Annotated in this window: 15 protein-coding genes; 11 read left to right on the top strand and 4 right to left on the bottom strand. The window is 67.2% G+C overall.

The genetic code is table 11. The features are described from left to right. Positions 1–58: 58 nt before the first annotated feature. Entirely contained in the window at positions 59–592 is a 534-nt protein-coding gene (locus ACIA5H_RS09430; protein ID WP_379249490.1) for a CGNR zinc finger domain-containing protein, read from the top strand. Here ACIA5H_RS09430 and ACIA5H_RS09425 read toward each other — a convergent pair. Further along, positions 589–1980 (bottom strand): hypothetical protein, encoded by a 1392-nt coding sequence (locus tag ACIA5H_RS09425; protein ID WP_379249491.1) that lies wholly within the window; start codon positions 1978–1980, stop codon positions 589–591. The genes ACIA5H_RS09430 and ACIA5H_RS09425 overlap by 4 nt on opposite strands. A 214-nt stretch (positions 1981–2194) precedes the next feature. Between ACIA5H_RS09425 and rpsF the strand changes: the two genes are divergently transcribed. From rpsF to dnaB, 5 genes are all read left to right on the top strand, one after another. Continuing rightward, a complete protein-coding gene (rpsF, locus tag ACIA5H_RS09420; protein WP_039803204.1) occupies positions 2195–2482 on the top strand; it encodes a 30S ribosomal protein S6 in 288 nt (95 codons plus the stop codon). Positions 2483–2570: 88 nt separating this feature from the next. Beyond that, entirely contained in the window at positions 2571–3110 is a 540-nt protein-coding gene (locus ACIA5H_RS09415; RefSeq protein WP_379249492.1) for a single-stranded DNA-binding protein, read from the top strand. Positions 3111–3168: 58 nt separating this feature from the next. Beyond that, positions 3169–3420: a 30S ribosomal protein S18 gene (gene rpsR, locus ACIA5H_RS09410; RefSeq protein ID WP_043700357.1), complete on the top strand. Its 252-nt coding sequence runs from the start codon at positions 3169–3171 to the stop codon at positions 3418–3420. Positions 3421–3437: 17 nt separating this feature from the next. After that, on the top strand, positions 3438–3890 hold the full coding sequence (rplI, locus tag ACIA5H_RS09405; RefSeq protein WP_379249493.1) for a 50S ribosomal protein L9: 453 nt from the start codon (positions 3438–3440) through the stop codon (positions 3888–3890). Positions 3891–4520: 630 nt separating this feature from the next. After that, on the top strand, positions 4521–7115 hold the full coding sequence (dnaB, locus tag ACIA5H_RS09400) for a replicative DNA helicase (protein ID WP_397075116.1): 2595 nt from the start codon (positions 4521–4523) through the stop codon (positions 7113–7115). A gap of 18 nt (positions 7116–7133) precedes the next feature. On the opposite strand, the gene ACIA5H_RS09395 is transcribed toward dnaB, so the two are convergent. After that, the gene (locus tag ACIA5H_RS09395) at positions 7134–7547 is read right to left on the bottom strand and encodes a MerR family transcriptional regulator (protein WP_397075114.1); all 414 of its coding nucleotides are present in this window, start codon (positions 7545–7547) and stop codon (positions 7134–7136) included. Positions 7548–7573: 26 nt separating this feature from the next. Continuing rightward, entirely contained in the window at positions 7574–8590 is a 1017-nt protein-coding gene (locus ACIA5H_RS09390) for an NADP-dependent oxidoreductase (protein ID WP_379249499.1), read from the bottom strand. A 194-nt stretch (positions 8591–8784) separates the two neighbouring features. Here ACIA5H_RS09390 and ACIA5H_RS09385 point away from each other — a divergent pair, with 194 nt between their 5' ends. After that, positions 8785–10455 carry a cutinase family protein gene (locus ACIA5H_RS09385; RefSeq protein ID WP_397075111.1) on the top strand — a complete coding sequence of 557 codons (1671 nt, stop codon included), beginning with the start codon at positions 8785–8787 and terminating at the stop codon, positions 10453–10455. Between the two features lie 256 nt (positions 10456–10711). On the opposite strand, the gene ACIA5H_RS09380 is transcribed toward ACIA5H_RS09385, so the two are convergent. Next, complete coding sequence (locus tag ACIA5H_RS09380; RefSeq protein WP_397075109.1) at positions 10712–11932, bottom strand: hypothetical protein; 1221 nt, start codon at positions 11930–11932, stop codon at positions 10712–10714. Positions 11933–12181: 249 nt separating this feature from the next. Here ACIA5H_RS09380 and ACIA5H_RS09375 point away from each other — a divergent pair, with 249 nt between their 5' ends. From ACIA5H_RS09375 to ACIA5H_RS09360, 4 genes are all read left to right on the top strand, one after another. Next, entirely contained in the window at positions 12182–13093 is a 912-nt protein-coding gene (locus ACIA5H_RS09375; RefSeq protein ID WP_397075107.1) for a DMT family transporter, read from the top strand. A 102-nt stretch (positions 13094–13195) separates the two neighbouring features. Then, a complete protein-coding gene (locus ACIA5H_RS09370) occupies positions 13196–13861 on the top strand; it encodes a class I SAM-dependent DNA methyltransferase (RefSeq protein WP_397075105.1) in 666 nt (221 codons plus the stop codon). Between the two features lie 134 nt (positions 13862–13995). Beyond that, positions 13996–15339, top strand: a complete 1344-nt coding sequence (locus ACIA5H_RS09365) for a wax ester/triacylglycerol synthase family O-acyltransferase (protein WP_397075103.1) — start codon at positions 13996–13998, stop codon at positions 15337–15339. Between the two features lie 218 nt (positions 15340–15557). Beyond that, positions 15558–16682 (top strand): nitronate monooxygenase family protein, encoded by a 1125-nt coding sequence (locus ACIA5H_RS09360; RefSeq protein ID WP_364424840.1) that lies wholly within the window; start codon positions 15558–15560, stop codon positions 16680–16682. Positions 16683–16918: the final 236 nt, after the last annotated feature.

Here is a 16918-nt window from a genome sequence, read left to right as displayed (position 1 = left end):
GGTGGTTATCACAGTGGCATCCGGTTCAATAACCTGTCAAGGCGGTTACTATGAGGAGGTGTTCACCTTCGTGAGCGGCAACCTCGCCCTGGACTTCGCCGGTACCGTCATGGGGCGCTCGACCAGGTTCGAGGACGTCCTCTCCACACCCGCGGCGCTGGCCGACTGGATCGTCGCCGCGGGCCTGCTCGACAGCCCGCCAACCGGCGACGCGGACACCCTCGCGCGGGCGGTGCGCTTGCGTGAGGCGGCCTATCGCATGGCGCTGGCCGCTGCCCGCGAAACCGCCTTCGACGACGGCGATCGCCGGACCGTCAACGAATTCGCCGAGGGCGTCCCGCCCTCGATCAGCCTGCGCGCCGACGGCACGGTCGTCCGCTCCGGCGACGCGGACGCGGCCTTGGCCGCCGTCGCACGTTCCGCGATCGAGTTACTGGGCAGCCGGGCGCTCGTCAAGGAGTGCGGTCGCCCCGTGTGCACGCGGCTGTATGTGGACACTTCCCGCGGCGGCTCGCGCCGGTGGTGCGACATGACCCTGTGCGGCAACCGCGCCAAAAGCGCGGCCTTCCGGGCCCGGCACGGTGGGCCTTAGACCACCGGGACCAGATCGCGGGGGTCGGACCGCGCGACCCGGGGCTTCATCGAACGATTTCCACGCGGCGCCGCGCACAGGAAGACGAAGAAGAACACGATCAGCAGACTCGCGCGCCCCCACACACCGAATTGGACGATGCGCTCCATCAACTCGACCGACTTGCCCGTACCCATCGAGTAGAAGTAGCGGAACACCCCGATCCCGATGGCCGCGTCGGCGACGAGATAGCTGCCGACCAACCACCAGGGGATCTCGAGCAGCACCAGGAACGGCACCAGCCAGAGGGTGTACTGCGGGGAATGCACCTTGTGGAACAACAGGAACCCACACAGCATCGCGCCGCTCACACCGACCCACGGGAACACGCCGGTCGCCAGGTAGCGCCGCCAGCCGAGCCACATGGCCAGCGCGAACGCCGCGAGCACCAGCAACGGGGAAGCGACCGAGACCAGTTGCTGGAACGCCGCCTCGCTGCGCGGATCGGGACCGAACATCGGCCGAAGTCCCCAGTACCAGATGGAATTCGTGGTGATATCGGCCTGACGCAACTGCTGGAAGGTGATGGACGCGCGCCAGCCTTCGTAACCCATCAGCGCGAACGGCAGGTTCACCACTACCACGGTGCCGATCGCCGCGCCCGCGGTGAGCAGAGCGCCACGGACGTCCGGTCCCCGATCGCCGGCTTCCGCGTCGCGCTCGCCACCGCCGGTGAGCACGTACGCCAGCAAGGGCAACACGAAGATCCCCGGGTACAGCTTGAGGCAGAATCCGAGCCCGAGCAGCACCGCGGCCACGATGCCCCTGGTACGCACCGAGTAGCGCGTCAACGCGGTCATCACGTAGACGGCCGCCACCGCCGTGCACACCACCGGAAGCTCCCAGTTGTGGAAGGCATAGAGCACCAGCGGCGGTCCGGCCGCCCACAGCAGGGCCGCGCCCCCGGCCAGGCGAGCCAGCATCCACGCGGTCAGCAACGCGAAGGGCGCCAGCAACAGCGCCGAGTACCGCAGGAAATCGGCGTCATCGTGCGCGCCCACCGCGCCGAACCACATCAGCACGCCGCTGAGCACCGGATATTCCACCGCGCCGCCGACCAACGCCCCGTCGTCGGTGATGCCGCCGGTCACATAGGGAAAGACATGCTCGTTGATGTCTCGGCCGAGCCAGAGGAATTGGATATCGGAATAGCAGACGTCCGAATCCTTGATCACATCGAAAACCGTGCTGCGCCCGTCCCGGTCGAACGGCGCACCCGCGCAACGCGCCTTGTTCGCGTACGCCAGCGCGAGGACGAGACCGCAGAGCAGCACCACCACCACGGCGAACGCCGCGCGGCGTCGCACGCCACCCGCGGGCAGGTCGCTGGCGGCGAGTCCGGTCGGCATGGATCCACCCTAAGCGGACGGTCGGGGCCGTGCCGCCATTCCCCTTCCTAGCGACGCGAACGCGCGAGCCGAACACGTGCGAGCCGGGGCGGCTCGCGGGGCGATTTCACTGCTCAGGTGCCGCTCATGTAGCCTGTTCGGGTTGCTGACGCAACGACCCTCCTGCCACGGACCGTCCGTGGCCGTTTCCTAGTCCACAGGAGGTGATTGGTCCGTGCGTCATTACGAAGTGATGGTCATCCTCGATCCGAGCCTGGACGAGCGCACTGTTGGTCCGTCGCTGGACAACCTGCTCAGTGTCGTTCGCACCGAGGGCGGCAAGATCGACAAGGTCGACATCTGGGGCCGCCGCAGGCTCGCCTACGAGATCGCCAAGCACGCCGAGGGCATCTACGCCGTGGTCGACCTGACCGCCGAGCCCGCCACCGTGAGCGAGCTCGACCGCCAGCTCGGTCTCAACGAGTCGGTGCTGCGCACCAAGGTTCTGCGCCACGACAAGTAGTCCGGCAACCCTCGTTTGCGTCGGAGCCTGTGCCTAGGCTCTAGCGCAACAGCGAGACGCGGACTGCACACCGAGCAGGAGGAACCACATGGCAGGCGACACGGTCATCACCGTCATCGGAAATCTGACGGCCGACCCGGAGCTTCGATTCACACCGGCGGGACAGGCGGTGGCGAATTTCACCGTCGCGTCGACTCCCCGTGTGTTCGACCGTAATTCGAACGAATGGAAAGACGGCGAAGCGCTGTTCCTGCGCTGCAATATCTGGCGTGAGGCCGCGGAGAATGTCGCCGAAAGCCTGACCAGGGGTTCCCGTGTCATCGTGAGCGGACGGCTCAAGCAGCGCTCCTACGAAACCCGCGAGGGCGAGAAGCGCACGGTCGTCGAGCTCGAGGTCGACGAGGTCGGTCCCTCGCTGCGCTACGCCACCGCGAAGGTCAACAAGACCAGCCGCGGCAGCGGTGGCGGCGGCTTCGGGTCCGGCGGGTCCGGCGGCGGTGGCGGCTACGCCTCCTCCGGTGGTGGCGGTGGGCGTTCCGGCGGTGCCGAGGACGACCCTTGGGGCAGTGCGCCCGCGGCAGGCTCCTTCGGGGGCAACAGCCGCATGGATGACGAACCGCCGTTCTGAGAACGGCCACAACGGCCCGCACGAATTCGGGCCATCACTGATTACGGAGTACAAGACCATGCCTAAAGCGCCCGCGCGCGAAAAGGTGCTGAAGAAGAAGGCTTGCTCGTTCTGCAAGGAGAGCAAGACCGGAACCGTCACGATCGATTACAAGGACACGGCGTTGCTGCGCAAGTACGTCAGCGACCGCGGCAAGATCCGCGCCCGCCGCGTCACCGGCAACTGCGTGCAGCACCAGCGTGATGTCGCGGTTGCGGTCAAGAACTCGCGTGAGGTCGCACTGCTGCCTTACGTGTCGACGGCTCGCTGAGAAAGGGAGGCACGCCAATGAAGTTGATTCTTACCGCTGATGTGGACAACCTCGGTGCCCCCGGCGACACCGTTGAGGTTAAGGACGGCTACGGCCGCAACTACCTGCTGCCGCGCGGCCTGGCGATCGCGGCCAGCCGTGGCGCGCAGAAGCAGGTCGAGGGCATTCGCCGGGCGCAGGAAGCCCGCCGGGTCCGCGACCTGGACCACGCCAACGAGCTGAAGCAGGCCATCGAGAACCTGGAGTCGGTCTCGCTGGCGGTGAAGACCGCGGGCACCGGCAAGCTGTTCGGCTCGGTGACCCAGTCGGACGTCGCTGCGGCCGTCAAGGCGGCGGGTGGCCCCGTCGTCGACAAGCGCAGCATCGAGCTGCCGAAGGCGCACATCAAGTCGACCGGCAAGCACGCCATCCTGGTGCACCTGCACCCGGACGTGTCGGCGAAGTTCGACCTCACGGTCACCGCCGCCTGATTCCAGGCATCGCGTCGAGGACCACTCCCGTCCGTTCACGGGAGTGGTCCTCGGTCGTGCTCCCGCTGCCGCGAGCCGCTTTGTAGCTAATTATTTGCTGGATGACCGAGCGCGTCTTCAGGGACAATCTGGGCCGCACCGCACACCGCAATGACGCCTGGTCTACCCAGCCTGTGGATTACTGGTCGAACCGACCGTCCGCAATGTGATTCAGGCCATATACAGCTCACGTGCTGTTAACCCAACACGCCCGGCTGTTCAACTTGTCCGACACGCCGGTACTTCATTAATCCACACCTGGAAGAACGCGGAAGTCCATATCTATCTGCGTATTTGACCCCGATGACCTGGGTTTTCCCCAAGTTGTACACAGGGGGTGCACACGGTTGGGTGAACTCTCCCCAAGTTATCCACAGCTGTGTGCACAGTGCGGTTTGGTGCACAGCCAGCGGGTCGCCTAGGTTCGTCGCATCGCTGCGCGCGGGCCGCTCCCGAGCGCGCGCACGGACCGGTGCCGCGGCGGTAGCTGGAGCCCTGGTCAAAGGCTTTTTCGAACGTGTCGGTGCCCGGGAGTAAAACGAGTCGACAGGGTGCATCCCGGTCGTGGGGTAGAGAGGACGGTCGAGTCTGGTGACAACCACCGATGACCGCGGGCACACGGACTTCCCGCCCGAACCTCCCGGCGAGGACTTCGGCCGCCAGCCTCCGCACGACATGGCGGCCGAGCAGTCGGTGCTCGGCGGCATGCTGTTGAGCAAGGACGCCATCGCCGACGTCGTCGAGGCGATTCGGCCCGGCGATTTCTACCGTCCCGCCCATCAGGCCATCTACGACACGATCCTGGATCTCTACGGGCGCGGCGAACCCGCCGACCCGGTGACCGTCGCCGCGGGCCTGGACCGCCGTGGCGAGCTCAAGCGCATCGGCGGCGCACCCTATCTGGTCACGCTCACCCAGACCGTGCCGACCGCGGCCAACGCGGGCTACTACGCCGAAATCGTGGCCGAGAAGGCCATTTTGCGCCGCCTGGTCGAGGCGGGCACCCGCATCGTCCAGTACGGCTACGCGGGCGCCGACGGCCAGGACGTCGCCGAGGTCGTCGACCGCGCCCAAGCCGAGGTCTACGAGGTCACCGAACGCCGCACCAGCGAAGACTTCCTCCCCCTCGAAGAACTGCTCCAGCCGACGATGGACGAAATCGACTCCATCGCCAGCCGCGGCGGCATCTCCCTCGGCGTCCCCACCGGTTTCACCGAACTCGACGAAATCACCAATGGCCTGCACCCCGGTCAGATGATCATCGTCGCGGCCAGGCCTGGCGTGGGCAAGGCGCTGGCCCTGGATACCCCCCTTCCGACACCCACCGGATGGACCACCATGGGTGAGGTCCACGTCGGCGACGAATTGTTGGACGCGAAAGGTCGTCCCACCCGCGTCGTAGCGGCGACCGAGGTTTTGTCCGGGCGTCCCTGCTACGAGGTGGAGTTCTCCGACGGCTCCGTGCTCGTCGCGGATGAACAACATCAATGGCTCACGGAGACCAGGGCATCCAGACGGTCGAAACGGGCAGCTGCCGAGGTGCGCACGACCGCCGAGATCGCGAGAACGCTGCGGTGCGACACCGCGGATCGCAGACTGAACCACTCGGTCAGGAATTCCGGCCCGCTACAACTGCCTGCGCGCGCCCTGACGGTGCCGCCCTACACGCTGGGCGCCTGGCTCGGCGACGGAACGTCCGCCGCCGCACAGCTCACCTGCGCCGATCCAGAGATCATCGCGCGAATCGAGGCCGAGGGGATCGTCGCGGTGCCCTCGCGGTCGGCTCGGCTGCGTTATCAGCTGACATTGCCTGCCGACGAGCCGATCCCCGCACGCGAGTGCCTGGTCTGCGGCAAGGAATTCGTTCCTTTCACCACCGAGGTCCGCACCTGTGGGCGGTCCTGCGGCGGAAAGGCTCGGTTCCTTTCGGCTCCGTCGCCTGCACCGCGCTGCCCGAATTGCGGCGAGCGGTCGATCGGTCTGCGCCTGTGCCAGAAGTGCCGGAATACCGTCGGGAGCGTGCAGGCGCGCCTGCGGACGCTCGGTGTCCTCGGTGACAAGCACATTCCCATCGACTACCTGCGAGCGTCCGAGCAACAGCGACGGTCCCTACTGGCTGGTTTGCTGGACACCGACGGCACCGTGACCAACAGCGGCTCCGTACAGTTCGGTGTCACGAACGCCCGGCTCGTCGCAGACGTGCACGAGCTGATCGTCGGCCTCGGTTACCGCTGCCATCTCTCCACCAAGCGAGTCCGAGGTCGTTCCGAGGAATCCTCTACCGCTTACACCCTCACCTTCGCTACCGACGACGAGGTGTTCGGTCTGTATCGGAAGGCCTTGCTGCACAAGGAACGGCGCGCCAGCCGCAGCACGGTGCGATCGAACTCGCGATTCGTCGTCGATGTGCGCCGGATCGACAGCGTGCCGGTGCGCTGTGTCGAAGTGGACAACGCCGATCATCTGTATCTGGCCGGACGCTCGATGATTCCCACGCACAACTCAACTTTGGGAATGGATTTCATGCGCAGTTGCTCGATCAAGCATGGCTTGGCGAGCGTCATCTTCTCCTTGGAGATGAGTCGTACCGAGATCGTCATGCGGTTGTTGTCGGCGGAGGCGAAGATCAAGCTCGGGGATATGCGGTCCGGGCGGATGAGCGACGACGACTGGACCAAGTTGGCGCGGCGGATGAGTGAGATCAGCGAGGCGCCGCTGTTCGTGGACGATTCGCCGAACCTGACGATGATGGAGATCCGCGCCAAAGCGCGGCGGCTCAAGCAGCGCCACGATTTGAAACTCGTGGTCGTGGATTACCTCCAGCTGATGACGTCCGGCAAAAAGGTCGAATCCCGTCAGCAGGAAGTCTCGGACTTCTCCCGTAATCTGAAACTGCTGGCCAAGGAACTCGAAGTGCCGGTGGTCGCGATCAGCCAGCTCAACCGCGGTCCCGAACAGCGAACCGACAAGCGCCCCATGGTGTCCGATCTCCGCGAGTCGGGATCTTTGGAACAAGACGCGGATATGGTCATCCTGCTGCACCGTCCCGACGCTTTCGAACGCGACGACCCGCGCGGCGGTGAGGCCGACCTGATTCTCGGTAAACACCGTAACGGCCCCACCGCGACGATCACCGTCGCCCACCAATTGCATTTGTCGCGGTTCGTGGATATGGCGCGCGGCTGAGTCCGGAGGAGGCTGGGCTCAAGTACCGTACGACTGTGGGTCTTCGCCAGTCGGCTCACTCAGGGTGTCCTGTGCCAGCCACGGCATCCGGTCGATCAGGCGATCACGGAGTTCGACCAGATTCGCGATGCGCCGATTGAGTTCGGCGAACCGTGGTGGCGCTACGGATGCGTACCCGTTGGGGCACCGCGGCTCGAACGGGAATGTCTGGGGCAGATCACGGTCGAGGTACGGCACGAACGCGCGGACATCGTCGACGGTGAAGCCGGCATCGAGCAGTTCCCGGATGTTCTGTACCCGCTTGACCGCCTCTTCGTCGTAGCGGCGGTAACCCGAACCGGTGCGCTCACAGGTGAGCAATCCCCGTTCTTCGTAGAAGCGCAGGGCGCGCGTGGTCGTTCCGGTCCGCTCCGCCAGTTCACCGATCAGCATTGTCGTGTCCTTCCCGTGGTGACTGTTCAACGCGTGAGCCGCACAACTACCTTCCCGGTGTAGCGACCTCGCACCAGGTCGAGCAGTGCTTGTGGAGCGTTTTCCAGCCCATCGACGACATTCTCGGTGTGCCGCAACGAACCCTCGGCGAGCCACTGGCGTAACCGCCGTCCGAATTCCGGCGCGAGATCCAGATGGTCGAGGGCGGTGAATCCGCGCAGTGTGATTCGCTTACCGATCACCGGCAGCAGGTCCCCGGGTCCGTCATCGGGCGCCCCGCCTGCCCGCTGCCGGGCGAGAGCGCCGCACAGGGCGATTCGTCCGCCGACGTTCATCGCCTCGATCGCGGCACGCAGTTGCGCGCCGCCGACATTGTCGAAATAGACGTCGATCCCTTCCGGCGCGGCCGCCCGGAACCGGTCGGCCAGCGGCTGATCGTGATAGTCGAACGCCGTGTCGAAGCCGAGTTCGTCGATGACGTAGCGCGCCTTCCGCGGTGATCCCACGCTCCCGACGACTCGCCCGGCGCCGAGCAGTCGCGCGAGCTGGCCGGCCAGGCTACCGGTAGCTCCGGCGGCACTGGACACCAGAACGGTCTCACCCTCGCGTAACCCCGCGACCACGGTCAGCCCCACATACGCGACCAATCCGAAACCGAGGTACGTCGACGGGGACGGATACGCCTGTGCGTCGACGACCCGAACACTGTCGGCGTCCACGATGGCGTACTCCCGCCAGCCGTGTTGGTGCAGTACCAATGCTCCCTCCGGCACATGCTGGTCAGCGGACACGACGACCTCACCGATCGCGCCACCGGATATCACTTCGCCGACGGCGAAGGCGGGCATCGGGATTTCGGGATACGCGCCGATTTGCATCAGCATTCCAGGATCGAGCGACATGTACAGGTTGCGGATCAGCACTTGACCCGGGGCGGGATCGGGCACCGCCTCTTCGATCAGCCGGAAGTCCGGCAATGCCGGCAATCCGTTCGGTCGCGCGGCCAGCTGGATCGCTCGGGAGGTTCGCGTCACAGTCGTCATGCCCCGACGCTAAGGATTGACGTATACGTAAAGGTCAAGCAGCAACCAGGCGCAAGGGGACGCTTCGCGGTTCGAACCCTTCCATCCGGCACTAAGTAACGCTCACGGCCCCTACCACGACGTCCTCGGTGACGTATGGCCCGTCGGGGGGCTTGTCCGTCCACTTTGTCGGTGTATGGAATGGAAATCAGGACATGGCTCTTCGCGAGTTCTTCGCGCGGCATCGCATCGCTTCGGCGGTTGCCGCTCCGGCGGTGCTGGGCGTGGCGGCGGTGGTCGCCACCTCGTTGGCGTTGACGTCGACGCCGGAAACCAGGGAAACCCAGCTGACGACCTCCGTCACGGAATGCCGCGACATGGTCACCATCTCGGTGGCCGGTCGCAACGACACTCCGGTGGAGGGGACCACCAGGATGCTGGTGGATGCCAACGGCAACCCGCTGCCCGCCGCGCTGTCGGGTGACCACAGCAGTGAGTGGGTCGATCCGGTCGTCAACGCACCGGCCGACGACGTCGATCCGGACGCGTACGCCGCGGTCTACATCGCCTATCCGGCGAATATGTCCACCTACGAGGACGCTGTCAACGCCGGTGTCGCGAACACCGAGCGGGTGATGGGGGAGATCGCCCAGGCGTGCCCCGACACCAAGTTCTCGATCGTCGGCTACAGCGAGGGCGCCGACGTCGTCCGCCGCGTCGCGATGCAGATCGGCCATCAGGAACCCGGCCAGGACGGCGCGTACGGGATCGTGGATCCGGACGACGTCGTCGGCGTCGTCATCCTCGCCGACTCGGGGCGCTCGGCGGGCGACGGGCCGTTCCCCGGATCGAAGGACCCGTTCAGCAACCCGGACGGCTTCGACCAGCAATATCAGAATGGCACGAACGCGGTTCCCGGGCAGGGCGCGGTGCGCGGCAGCAGCGGTGACTTCGGCGCGCTGAACGGCAAGATCGCGTCGTTCTGCTCCGACGGCGATCTCACCTGCTCGGCGCCGCAGAACATCTCCCTGCTGCAATTGGTGGTCAATGTCGGCAGGCAGTTGAACGTGGACGCGCTCGAGCGCGACGGGCTCACGCCCGCGACCGGGCAGGACGTCGCCGTGGTCCTCGGCCGGATCGCGATGGCGGCGTTCGCGGACATCCAGTCGCAGCCGAACTGGATGCAGAGCGACGAGACCTTCCTGCAGGTGCTGCTGCGGGTGTCGGACCCGGCGTACAAGCCGGGTGAGAAGAAGGCGCCGGTGCAGGCGGACTCCATTGCCACGAACGACATGTCGCCGCTGGCCTACCTGCCGCAGAAGGTGCTCAACGAGATCGTCGGGCTCATCGTGACGAACCAGAACACGATCCCGGTCATCCTCAGCGACCCGTACAACCTCACGCTGGGCCCGAATCACACCGGTCACCACTTCGACTACTGGGACGACGCGGACCCCGCCGCGGGCAAGCCGCTGACCTCGGCGGAGTACGCGGCCGCGTGGCTCACCCATCTGGCGAAGCAGGCGCAGGCCGGTAAGCAGGTCGACCCGACGTCCAAGCCGCAGGAGGCGGACCTGGCCGCCGTGTACAAGGCGGCGGAGACCACCTCGGCGGCTCCGACGACCGAACCCGCCAAGAGCTCGACCACGGCACCGAAGCCGACCAGCGCCGCCCCTACGACGACCGGCACCACGGACCGGCCGACGACGACGGCGCCGACCTCGACCACCACCTCGGCGCCGGTGGTCACCACCACCACGCCCGCGCCTGCTCCGGTCGCGGCGCCGGTCGAGACGACGAAGCCGACCACCACCACCGAATCGACCACGACGACAACGCACTCCGCGGCGCCGACCACCACCGCGACCGCGAAGGCGTCGAACTGATCGACCCGCGGGGGGGGGGGGGGGGGCGGGCGGGGGGGGGGGGGGGGGGGGGGGGGGGGGGGGGGGGGGGGGGGGGGGGGGGCGTCCCCCCCCCGCCCCCCCCCCCCCCCCCCCCCCGCCCCGGCCGCCCCCCCCCCCCCCCCCGCGCCGGCGCCCCCCCCCCCCCCGCCCGCGGCCCCCCCCCCCCCCCGCGGCGTATTGCCCGCCAACGCGCGAGTAGTGACGTGTAACCGGGTGCGCTCGGTGTCGGGCGGAATCAGTCGTGCACGGCGCGAAGGTTGCGGGCCAGCACTTCGACGCGATGGCGTTGGAGCTGGGTGAATTCCTCAGGATGATGGATCTCCACACTCAGCCGTCCGGCGAAAGTGCTGATGACGCAGGTGCCGCCGCCCGGTTGCTGCGGACGGCGGCCGGTCAGGTCCGGCTTCGCGAGCATGGTGGAGTGGAAGTCGTCGATGCGCAGCTCGTCCTGCTCGGGCAGCGGCGGGATAGTGCCCCAGTTGGTCGCGATGACCACGCCGGGCAAAGCCGGTCGCGGCGCCGCCGCCATGTCGGGGATGCTCAACGGCGTGCGTTGCACGATGCCCGCGGCCAGGCCCGCCTGCAGCGCCGCGCTGATGCCGCGGGCCGATTCCACCAGCGTGACGGCGGATTCGGGGGAGAGGTAATTGGCGAAACCGAGGACGTTCGTCCCTTCGGTGGCGGAGATTTCGGGGCTCACCCTGGTCCGCAGGTCGACGGAGTACAGGTAGAGCAGCCCGGTGAGCGGTAGCTCGCGGATCTCGGCTTCGGTCCGCAACAGCGCCGCCGACACCAGACCGTGCACCGTGACGTTCTCGCGATGTCCGAGGGCGACCAGCGCCGCGGTCTCCTCTCGGGAGAGCCGGCATCGGGTGGTGTGCAGCGTCGGATAGTCGTCGTCGCGCGGCTGCGGTATCTGCGGCGCGGTAGCAGCGGCCCCGGCTCCGGGCAGCGCCATCTTCTCGATGCCTCGCGCCGCGAGCAGATGCTCGACCGATTCGGGGAACGCGTGCACCGGCGACTCGGGGATCTTTCCGCCGACCGCGTCTCGATACCCGGCCCAGAACTCGGTGACGATGGCGAACGCGTGGAACGCGTCCGCGATGCTGTGATGGATCACGAGGGTGACGCTCGCGGTGTCGCCGTCGCGTACCACGCACAGCCCACAGACGCCGGTGCGCTGGTCGAATTTCGCGCCGGTGAATGCGAATTCGGTATCGCCGTCGGCGACGAAGACCTGGGGTGCCACGTCCGTCACGGTGAAGACTCGACCGCCGTCGGCGGACGACTCGATGCGGGCCCGCAGAATGGGATGCGCCAGGGCGACTGCCTCGAAGGCGGCTGTCAACGCGGGCAGGTCCAACCGACCGGATACCCGTGCCGCATAACCGATGAAGACCTCGCCCGCGGCGAACATCTCCTCGCTCGGGGCCAGTCGGCGGATGACGTCGACCACGATGATGCCTTCCCTTCGCTCCGGGCGAAGACTAGCCCGAACAACGTTGCAATCGCGCATCATTCGCTCAAATAGGACGAACGGGACATGGAACCGGAGCGAACCGGCCTTGCCGGAGCGGGGAAGTGGATCTGTCGGATGATCGGATCACCTGGATAAGCTCCCAGTGGTCGAAAGCGAGCGGAGCATGTTGTCAACCCCCGGCACCGAATCGGTCGCCGTCCGTCCGCACCGCGCCGTGGTCGTGCGATGACCCGCCGCGGGTGGGCCCTCTTCCTGGCGATGGGCGTGATCTGGGGCGTGCCGTACGCGATGATCCGCATCGCGGTGGAGGATCTCGACCCGATCGTGGTCGCGTTCGGCCGCACGCTGATCGGTGGCTTGCTACTCCTGCCGGTCGCGCTCTACGCCGACGCGCTGGCGCCGGTGTTCCGGCGATGGCGGCCTCTGCTGCTCTACACCCTGGTGGAGATCACCGGGCCGTGGTTCCTGATCGGGTACGCCGAGACCACGCTGCACAGTTCGACGGTCGGCTTGCTGATCGCGGCGGTGCCGCTGATCGCCGTGGTGATCGTGACCGTGCTCGGCCACGACCGGTTCGACGCGCGCCGGGTGGTCGGCCTGCTCGTCGGGTTCGCGGGCGTCGCCGCGCTCGTCGGCTTGGATGTCGATTCGGGGAATCCGGCGGCGATCGCGGCGATCGGGCTCACCACGGTCGGCTACGCGATCGGTCCGATCGTCATCAATCGCGCACTGGCCGATCTGCCCCCGCTCGGTGTGGTGACCGCATCGCTGCTGCTGGCGGCGGTGATCTACGCGCCGTTCGCGGGGTGGCTACGCCCGTCGCGCATCACCGCCGACGCGGCCTGGTCGGTGCTCGGCCTCGCGGTGATCTGCACGGCCGTAGCGTTCCTGTTCTTCTTCGCGCTGATCGCCGAGGTCGGCCCGGCCCGTGCGACGGTGATCACCTACATCAATCCAGCGGTGGCGATCCTGCTCGGCGTCACGGCGCTCGGCGAGCCGCTGACCGCGGGCATGGCGATCGGCTTCCCGCTGGTCATCCTCGGTTCCGTGCTGGGAACCGCGCGCGGTCGCGACACAGCGGCACGAGCGAACGCGCCCGCCGCGCCGGAGGCTGCCGCCCAATTACCCGAGAGGTGATCGCCACGGCGCCTGATCACCCGGCACCGCGTCTACGAGGACGGCCTCGCCGTCGCCCTGGCATTCGATTCGGGGGAGTGAGCACGTAATACGCTGCTCCGGGTGCTGGATTCGACCGAAGACTTCGCAGACGAACACCCTGACGTGGCCGTCACCCGAGCCGCCTACGACGACGTCGCCGAGCTCTACACCGAGCTTTTCCGCCACCACCTCGCCGGTGCGGTGCTCGATCGGGCGATGCTCGGCGCCTTCGTGGAATCGGTGGCGGGCAACGGCTCCGGCCCGATCGCCGATGTCGGCTGCGGCCCGGGACGGATCACCGGACACCTCGCTGCGTTGGGTGCGCGGGTATTCGGGATCGATCTCTCGCCGCGAATGGTGGAGCTGGCCCGCGTGGAACATCCGCAGCTACTTTTCGCGCGAGGCTCCGTAGAGCAGCTACCGATAAGCAACGAAGCGCTCGGCGGCATAGTCGCGTGGTATTCGTTGATTCACCTCCCACCGGATCGCGTGCCGCACGTGTTGAGCGAGTTCCATCGGGTACTCGCAAGCAAAGGGCACGTGTTGCTGGCTTTCCAGACGGCCGACCAGCCCGACGCGGTGGAAGCCTTCGACCACAAGGTGACTCGCGCCTACCGGTGGGCGCCGAAGCGTCTCGCGCGTCTGCTCGGTGACGCCGGGTTCGCCATGATCGCTCGCATGGTGCGCGAGCCCGGTCCCGACGAGCGGTTCGGGCAGGCCTACCTGCTGGCCTCGAAGGTTCGGTGATTCACCGAACGCGGTCCGTCGCGCCCGGGTAAGTTTGTCGTGTCGCGGCGGTTTCATGGCTGCGCGGGCCCGCCGACAACGTGGTCGATTCGAACTCCGAACATCCTCACCATGTCGTCAGGGGGCGACCCATCATGGAATTCATCGCGCCGGTCGATGCCGTCTTCTTGCTCGCCGAATCCCGCGAACAGCCGATGCACGTGGGAGCGTTGCAGCTGTTCGAGCCGCCGGAGGACGCCGGAACGGACTTCGCCGCACAAGTGCACGACAAGCTATTACGCAGCACCGACATCGATCCGGCCTTTCGCAAGCATCCCGCGACGATCTTCGGGTCTCCGCAGATGGCGTGGACGCGCGCCGAGGACGTGGAACTCGACTATCACGTGCGGCGGCTGGCCGTGCCCGGGCCGGGACGCATGGACCAGCTCGTTGAGCTGGTCTCCGGCCTGCACGGCAGTCTGCTCGACCGGCACCGCCCGCTGTGGGAGTTCCACCTTATCGAGGGCCTCGCCGACGGCAGGTTCGCACTGTATTCGAAGATGCATCACGCGTTGATCGACGGCGTTTCCGCCCAGCGTCTGCTCCGGCGCACGCTGACCGGCGATCCGTCCTCGAGTGTCACGCGCGTGCCGTGGCACCTGCCTCGGGGCAGGCGTAGGACGCCGTCCGGTACGGATGGTGTGGCGCGAAACCTGTTCTCCGCCGCGACATCCGGCGCATCGGTGCTGCGTGCCGCGCGCACCGCGCTGTCGCGGCAGCAGCTGACCCTGCCGTTCGCGGCGCCGCGCACCATGTTCAACGTCCCGATCGGCGGCGCGCGCCGTGCGGTGGTGCGGTCCTGGCCGTTGGAACGGTTGCAGCAAGTGAAGAAGGCGACCGGCTCGACGCTCAACGACGTGGTGCTCACCATGTCGGCGGGCGCGCTGCGGCGCTACCTGCTGGAACGAGACGCTCTGCCGGACAAGCCGTTGGTCGCGATGGTGCCGATGTCGCTGCGCGCCGAGGACGACGACGAGACCAACGGGGTCAAGGTCGGCGCGGTGCTGTGCAACCTCGGCACCGACATCGCCGATGCGCTGGAGCGCCTGCAGGTGGTCACCGCGTCGATGCGCGACGGCAAGGACGTCTACCGCACGCTGTCGTGCAATCAGACGATGGCGTTGTCGGCACTGATGCTCAGCCCGCTCGCCCTCAACCTCGTGCCCGCGCTGATCCCGTGGACCAGTCCGACCTTCAACATCGTCATCTCGAACGTGCCTGGGCCGCGAGAGCCGATGTACTGGAACGGCGCGCGTCTCGACGCGAGTTACCCGCTGTCGATCCCGTTCGACGGTCAGGCGGTGAACATCACGCTCACCTCCAACGCGGGCAATCTCGACTTCGGCCTGGTCGGCTGCCGTCGCAGTGTGCCGCAGCTGCCGCGTCTGCTCGACCACCTGGAGGAGTCGCTCGCCGAACTGGAGCGCGCCACCGCCTGATCCGGCATCACATTCCGCAGAAAACTAGAACGTGTTACTGTCGAGGCATGGTGCGAAGGCCAGTCGAGGATGCCGCAGCCGCTTCATGGCGATATCAGCGGCTCGCGGTGGACTCGACGTGCGGCGACCAGGCCGAACCGAGCGCCACTTATGCAACTCGTTCTAGTACATCTGCGCCGCGCCGTTCGCGGCGGAGCAGTTAGGGAGACCAGCACGCCATGCGTACCGAAATCTGCGAACGGCTCGGGATCGAATTCCCTATCTTCGCCTTCACTCACTGCCGCGACGTGGCGGCCGCGGTCAGCAACGCGGGCGGACTCGGCGTGCTCGGCGCCGTCGGCTTCACCGCCGAGCAGCTCGAGGTCGAGTTGGCTTGGCTGGATGAGCACGTACAGGGCGTATACGGCGTCGATCTGGTGATTCCCTCCAAGTACGAGGGCAAGGGCATCGATGGACTGAGCCCGGAGGAACTCGAAGCCAAGCTGGCAGAACTGGTCCCGCAGGGTCACCGCGACTTCGCCGAGAAGATCCTCGCCGACCACGGCGTGCCCAAGCTGCCCGAAGGCGAGCACCACAACCAACTGCTCGGCTGGACCGCCACCACAGCGGGCCCGCAGGTGGAGGTGATTCTGCGGCACCCGAAGGCGAAGCTGGTCGCCAACGCCCTCGGCACCCCGCCCGAGGACGTGATCAAGCAGGTGCAGGATTCCGGCCGGTTGATCGGCGCGCTGTGCGGTTCGGTCAAGCACGCGCTCAACCACAAGCGTGCCGGCCTCGACTTCGTGGTCTGCCAGGGCACCGAGGGCGGCGGCCACTGCGGCGAGGTCTCCTCGATGGTGCTGTGGCCGCAGGTCATCGATGCCGTCGGCGATCTGCCCGTGCTGGCCGCGGGCGGCATCGGCAACGGCCGCCAGGTGGCCGCCGCGATGGCGATGGGCGCAGCGGGCGCGTGGACCGGCTCGGTGTGGCTCACCGTCGAGGAAGCCAACGTGCCGCCCGCCCAGATGCAGACCTACATCGACGCGACCAGCCACGACACCGTGCGTTCGCGCGCATGGACCGGCAAGCCCGCCCGCATGCTGCGCAACGACTGGACCGAGGCGTGGGAGCGGGCCGATACACCCGACCCGCTGCCGATGCCGCTGCAGATGATGGTCGCGTTGGAAGGCGTGAAGCGCGGGCACCGTTATCCGGAGGCCGCCAAGGACGTCAACTTCAATCCGGTCGGCCAGATCGTCGGCATGATGAATCGGGTGGAGCGTTCCGCGGATGTGGTCAACCGCCTGATCCAGGAGTACGTCGAGGCGTGCGAGCGCCTCAACAAGCTCAACGGCGGGGCCTGAGTCCGGGCGTCGATTCCGGGACGGCAATGCCGTGCGGTATGGCCGCGCGGCATCTGTCCGGTCGAAAGTCCGGGACGATCGCACCGGCGTAGCGGCGGCCACCCCTACGCCGGTGCGATCCCCGGTTCACGGCTTCGGGCCGAACTCGACCCCGCTGCCCAGAAGCACTCGGTCGCGCCGCTGAGACCCTGTGCCGGAGACGATTTCGTCGCGGCCGTCGCGGTGCACAGCGGCCC

Origin of the sequence: Nocardia sp. NPDC051900 (genome assembly GCF_044452545.1) — a bacterium.
Taxonomy (GTDB): Bacteria; Actinomycetota; Actinomycetes; order Mycobacteriales; family Mycobacteriaceae; genus Nocardia; species Nocardia sichangensis.
Note: the sequence above shows the minus strand (reverse complement) of the source record. Positions and strands in the feature narration are given on the sequence as shown.

What these genes read in the sequence shown, in the direction of transcription:
- ACIA5H_RS09425 (WP_379249491.1), bottom strand. Translation starts at nt 1,980, where the DNA reads ATGCCGACCGGACTCGCCGCCAGCGACCTGCCCGCGGGTGGCGTGCGA.
- ACIA5H_RS09415 (WP_379249492.1), top strand. Translation starts at nt 2,571, where the DNA reads ATGGCAGGCGACACGGTCATCACCGTCATCGGAAATCTGACGGCCGAC.
- rpsR (WP_043700357.1), top strand. Translation starts at nt 3,169, where the DNA reads ATGCCTAAAGCGCCCGCGCGCGAAAAGGTGCTGAAGAAGAAGGCTTGC.
- rplI (WP_379249493.1), top strand. Translation starts at nt 3,438, where the DNA reads ATGAAGTTGATTCTTACCGCTGATGTGGACAACCTCGGTGCCCCCGGC.
- ACIA5H_RS09395 (WP_397075114.1), bottom strand. Translation starts at nt 7,547, where the DNA reads ATGCTGATCGGTGAACTGGCGGAGCGGACCGGAACGACCACGCGCGCC.
- ACIA5H_RS09390 (WP_379249499.1), bottom strand. Translation starts at nt 8,590, where the DNA reads ATGACGACTGTGACGCGAACCTCCCGAGCGATCCAGCTGGCCGCGCGA.
- ACIA5H_RS09385 (WP_397075111.1), top strand. Translation starts at nt 8,785, where the DNA reads ATGGCTCTTCGCGAGTTCTTCGCGCGGCATCGCATCGCTTCGGCGGTT.
- ACIA5H_RS09375 (WP_397075107.1), top strand. Translation starts at nt 12,182, where the DNA reads ATGACCCGCCGCGGGTGGGCCCTCTTCCTGGCGATGGGCGTGATCTGG.
- ACIA5H_RS09365 (WP_397075103.1), top strand. Translation starts at nt 13,996, where the DNA reads ATGGAATTCATCGCGCCGGTCGATGCCGTCTTCTTGCTCGCCGAATCC.
- ACIA5H_RS09360 (WP_364424840.1), top strand. Translation starts at nt 15,558, where the DNA reads ATGCGTACCGAAATCTGCGAACGGCTCGGGATCGAATTCCCTATCTTC.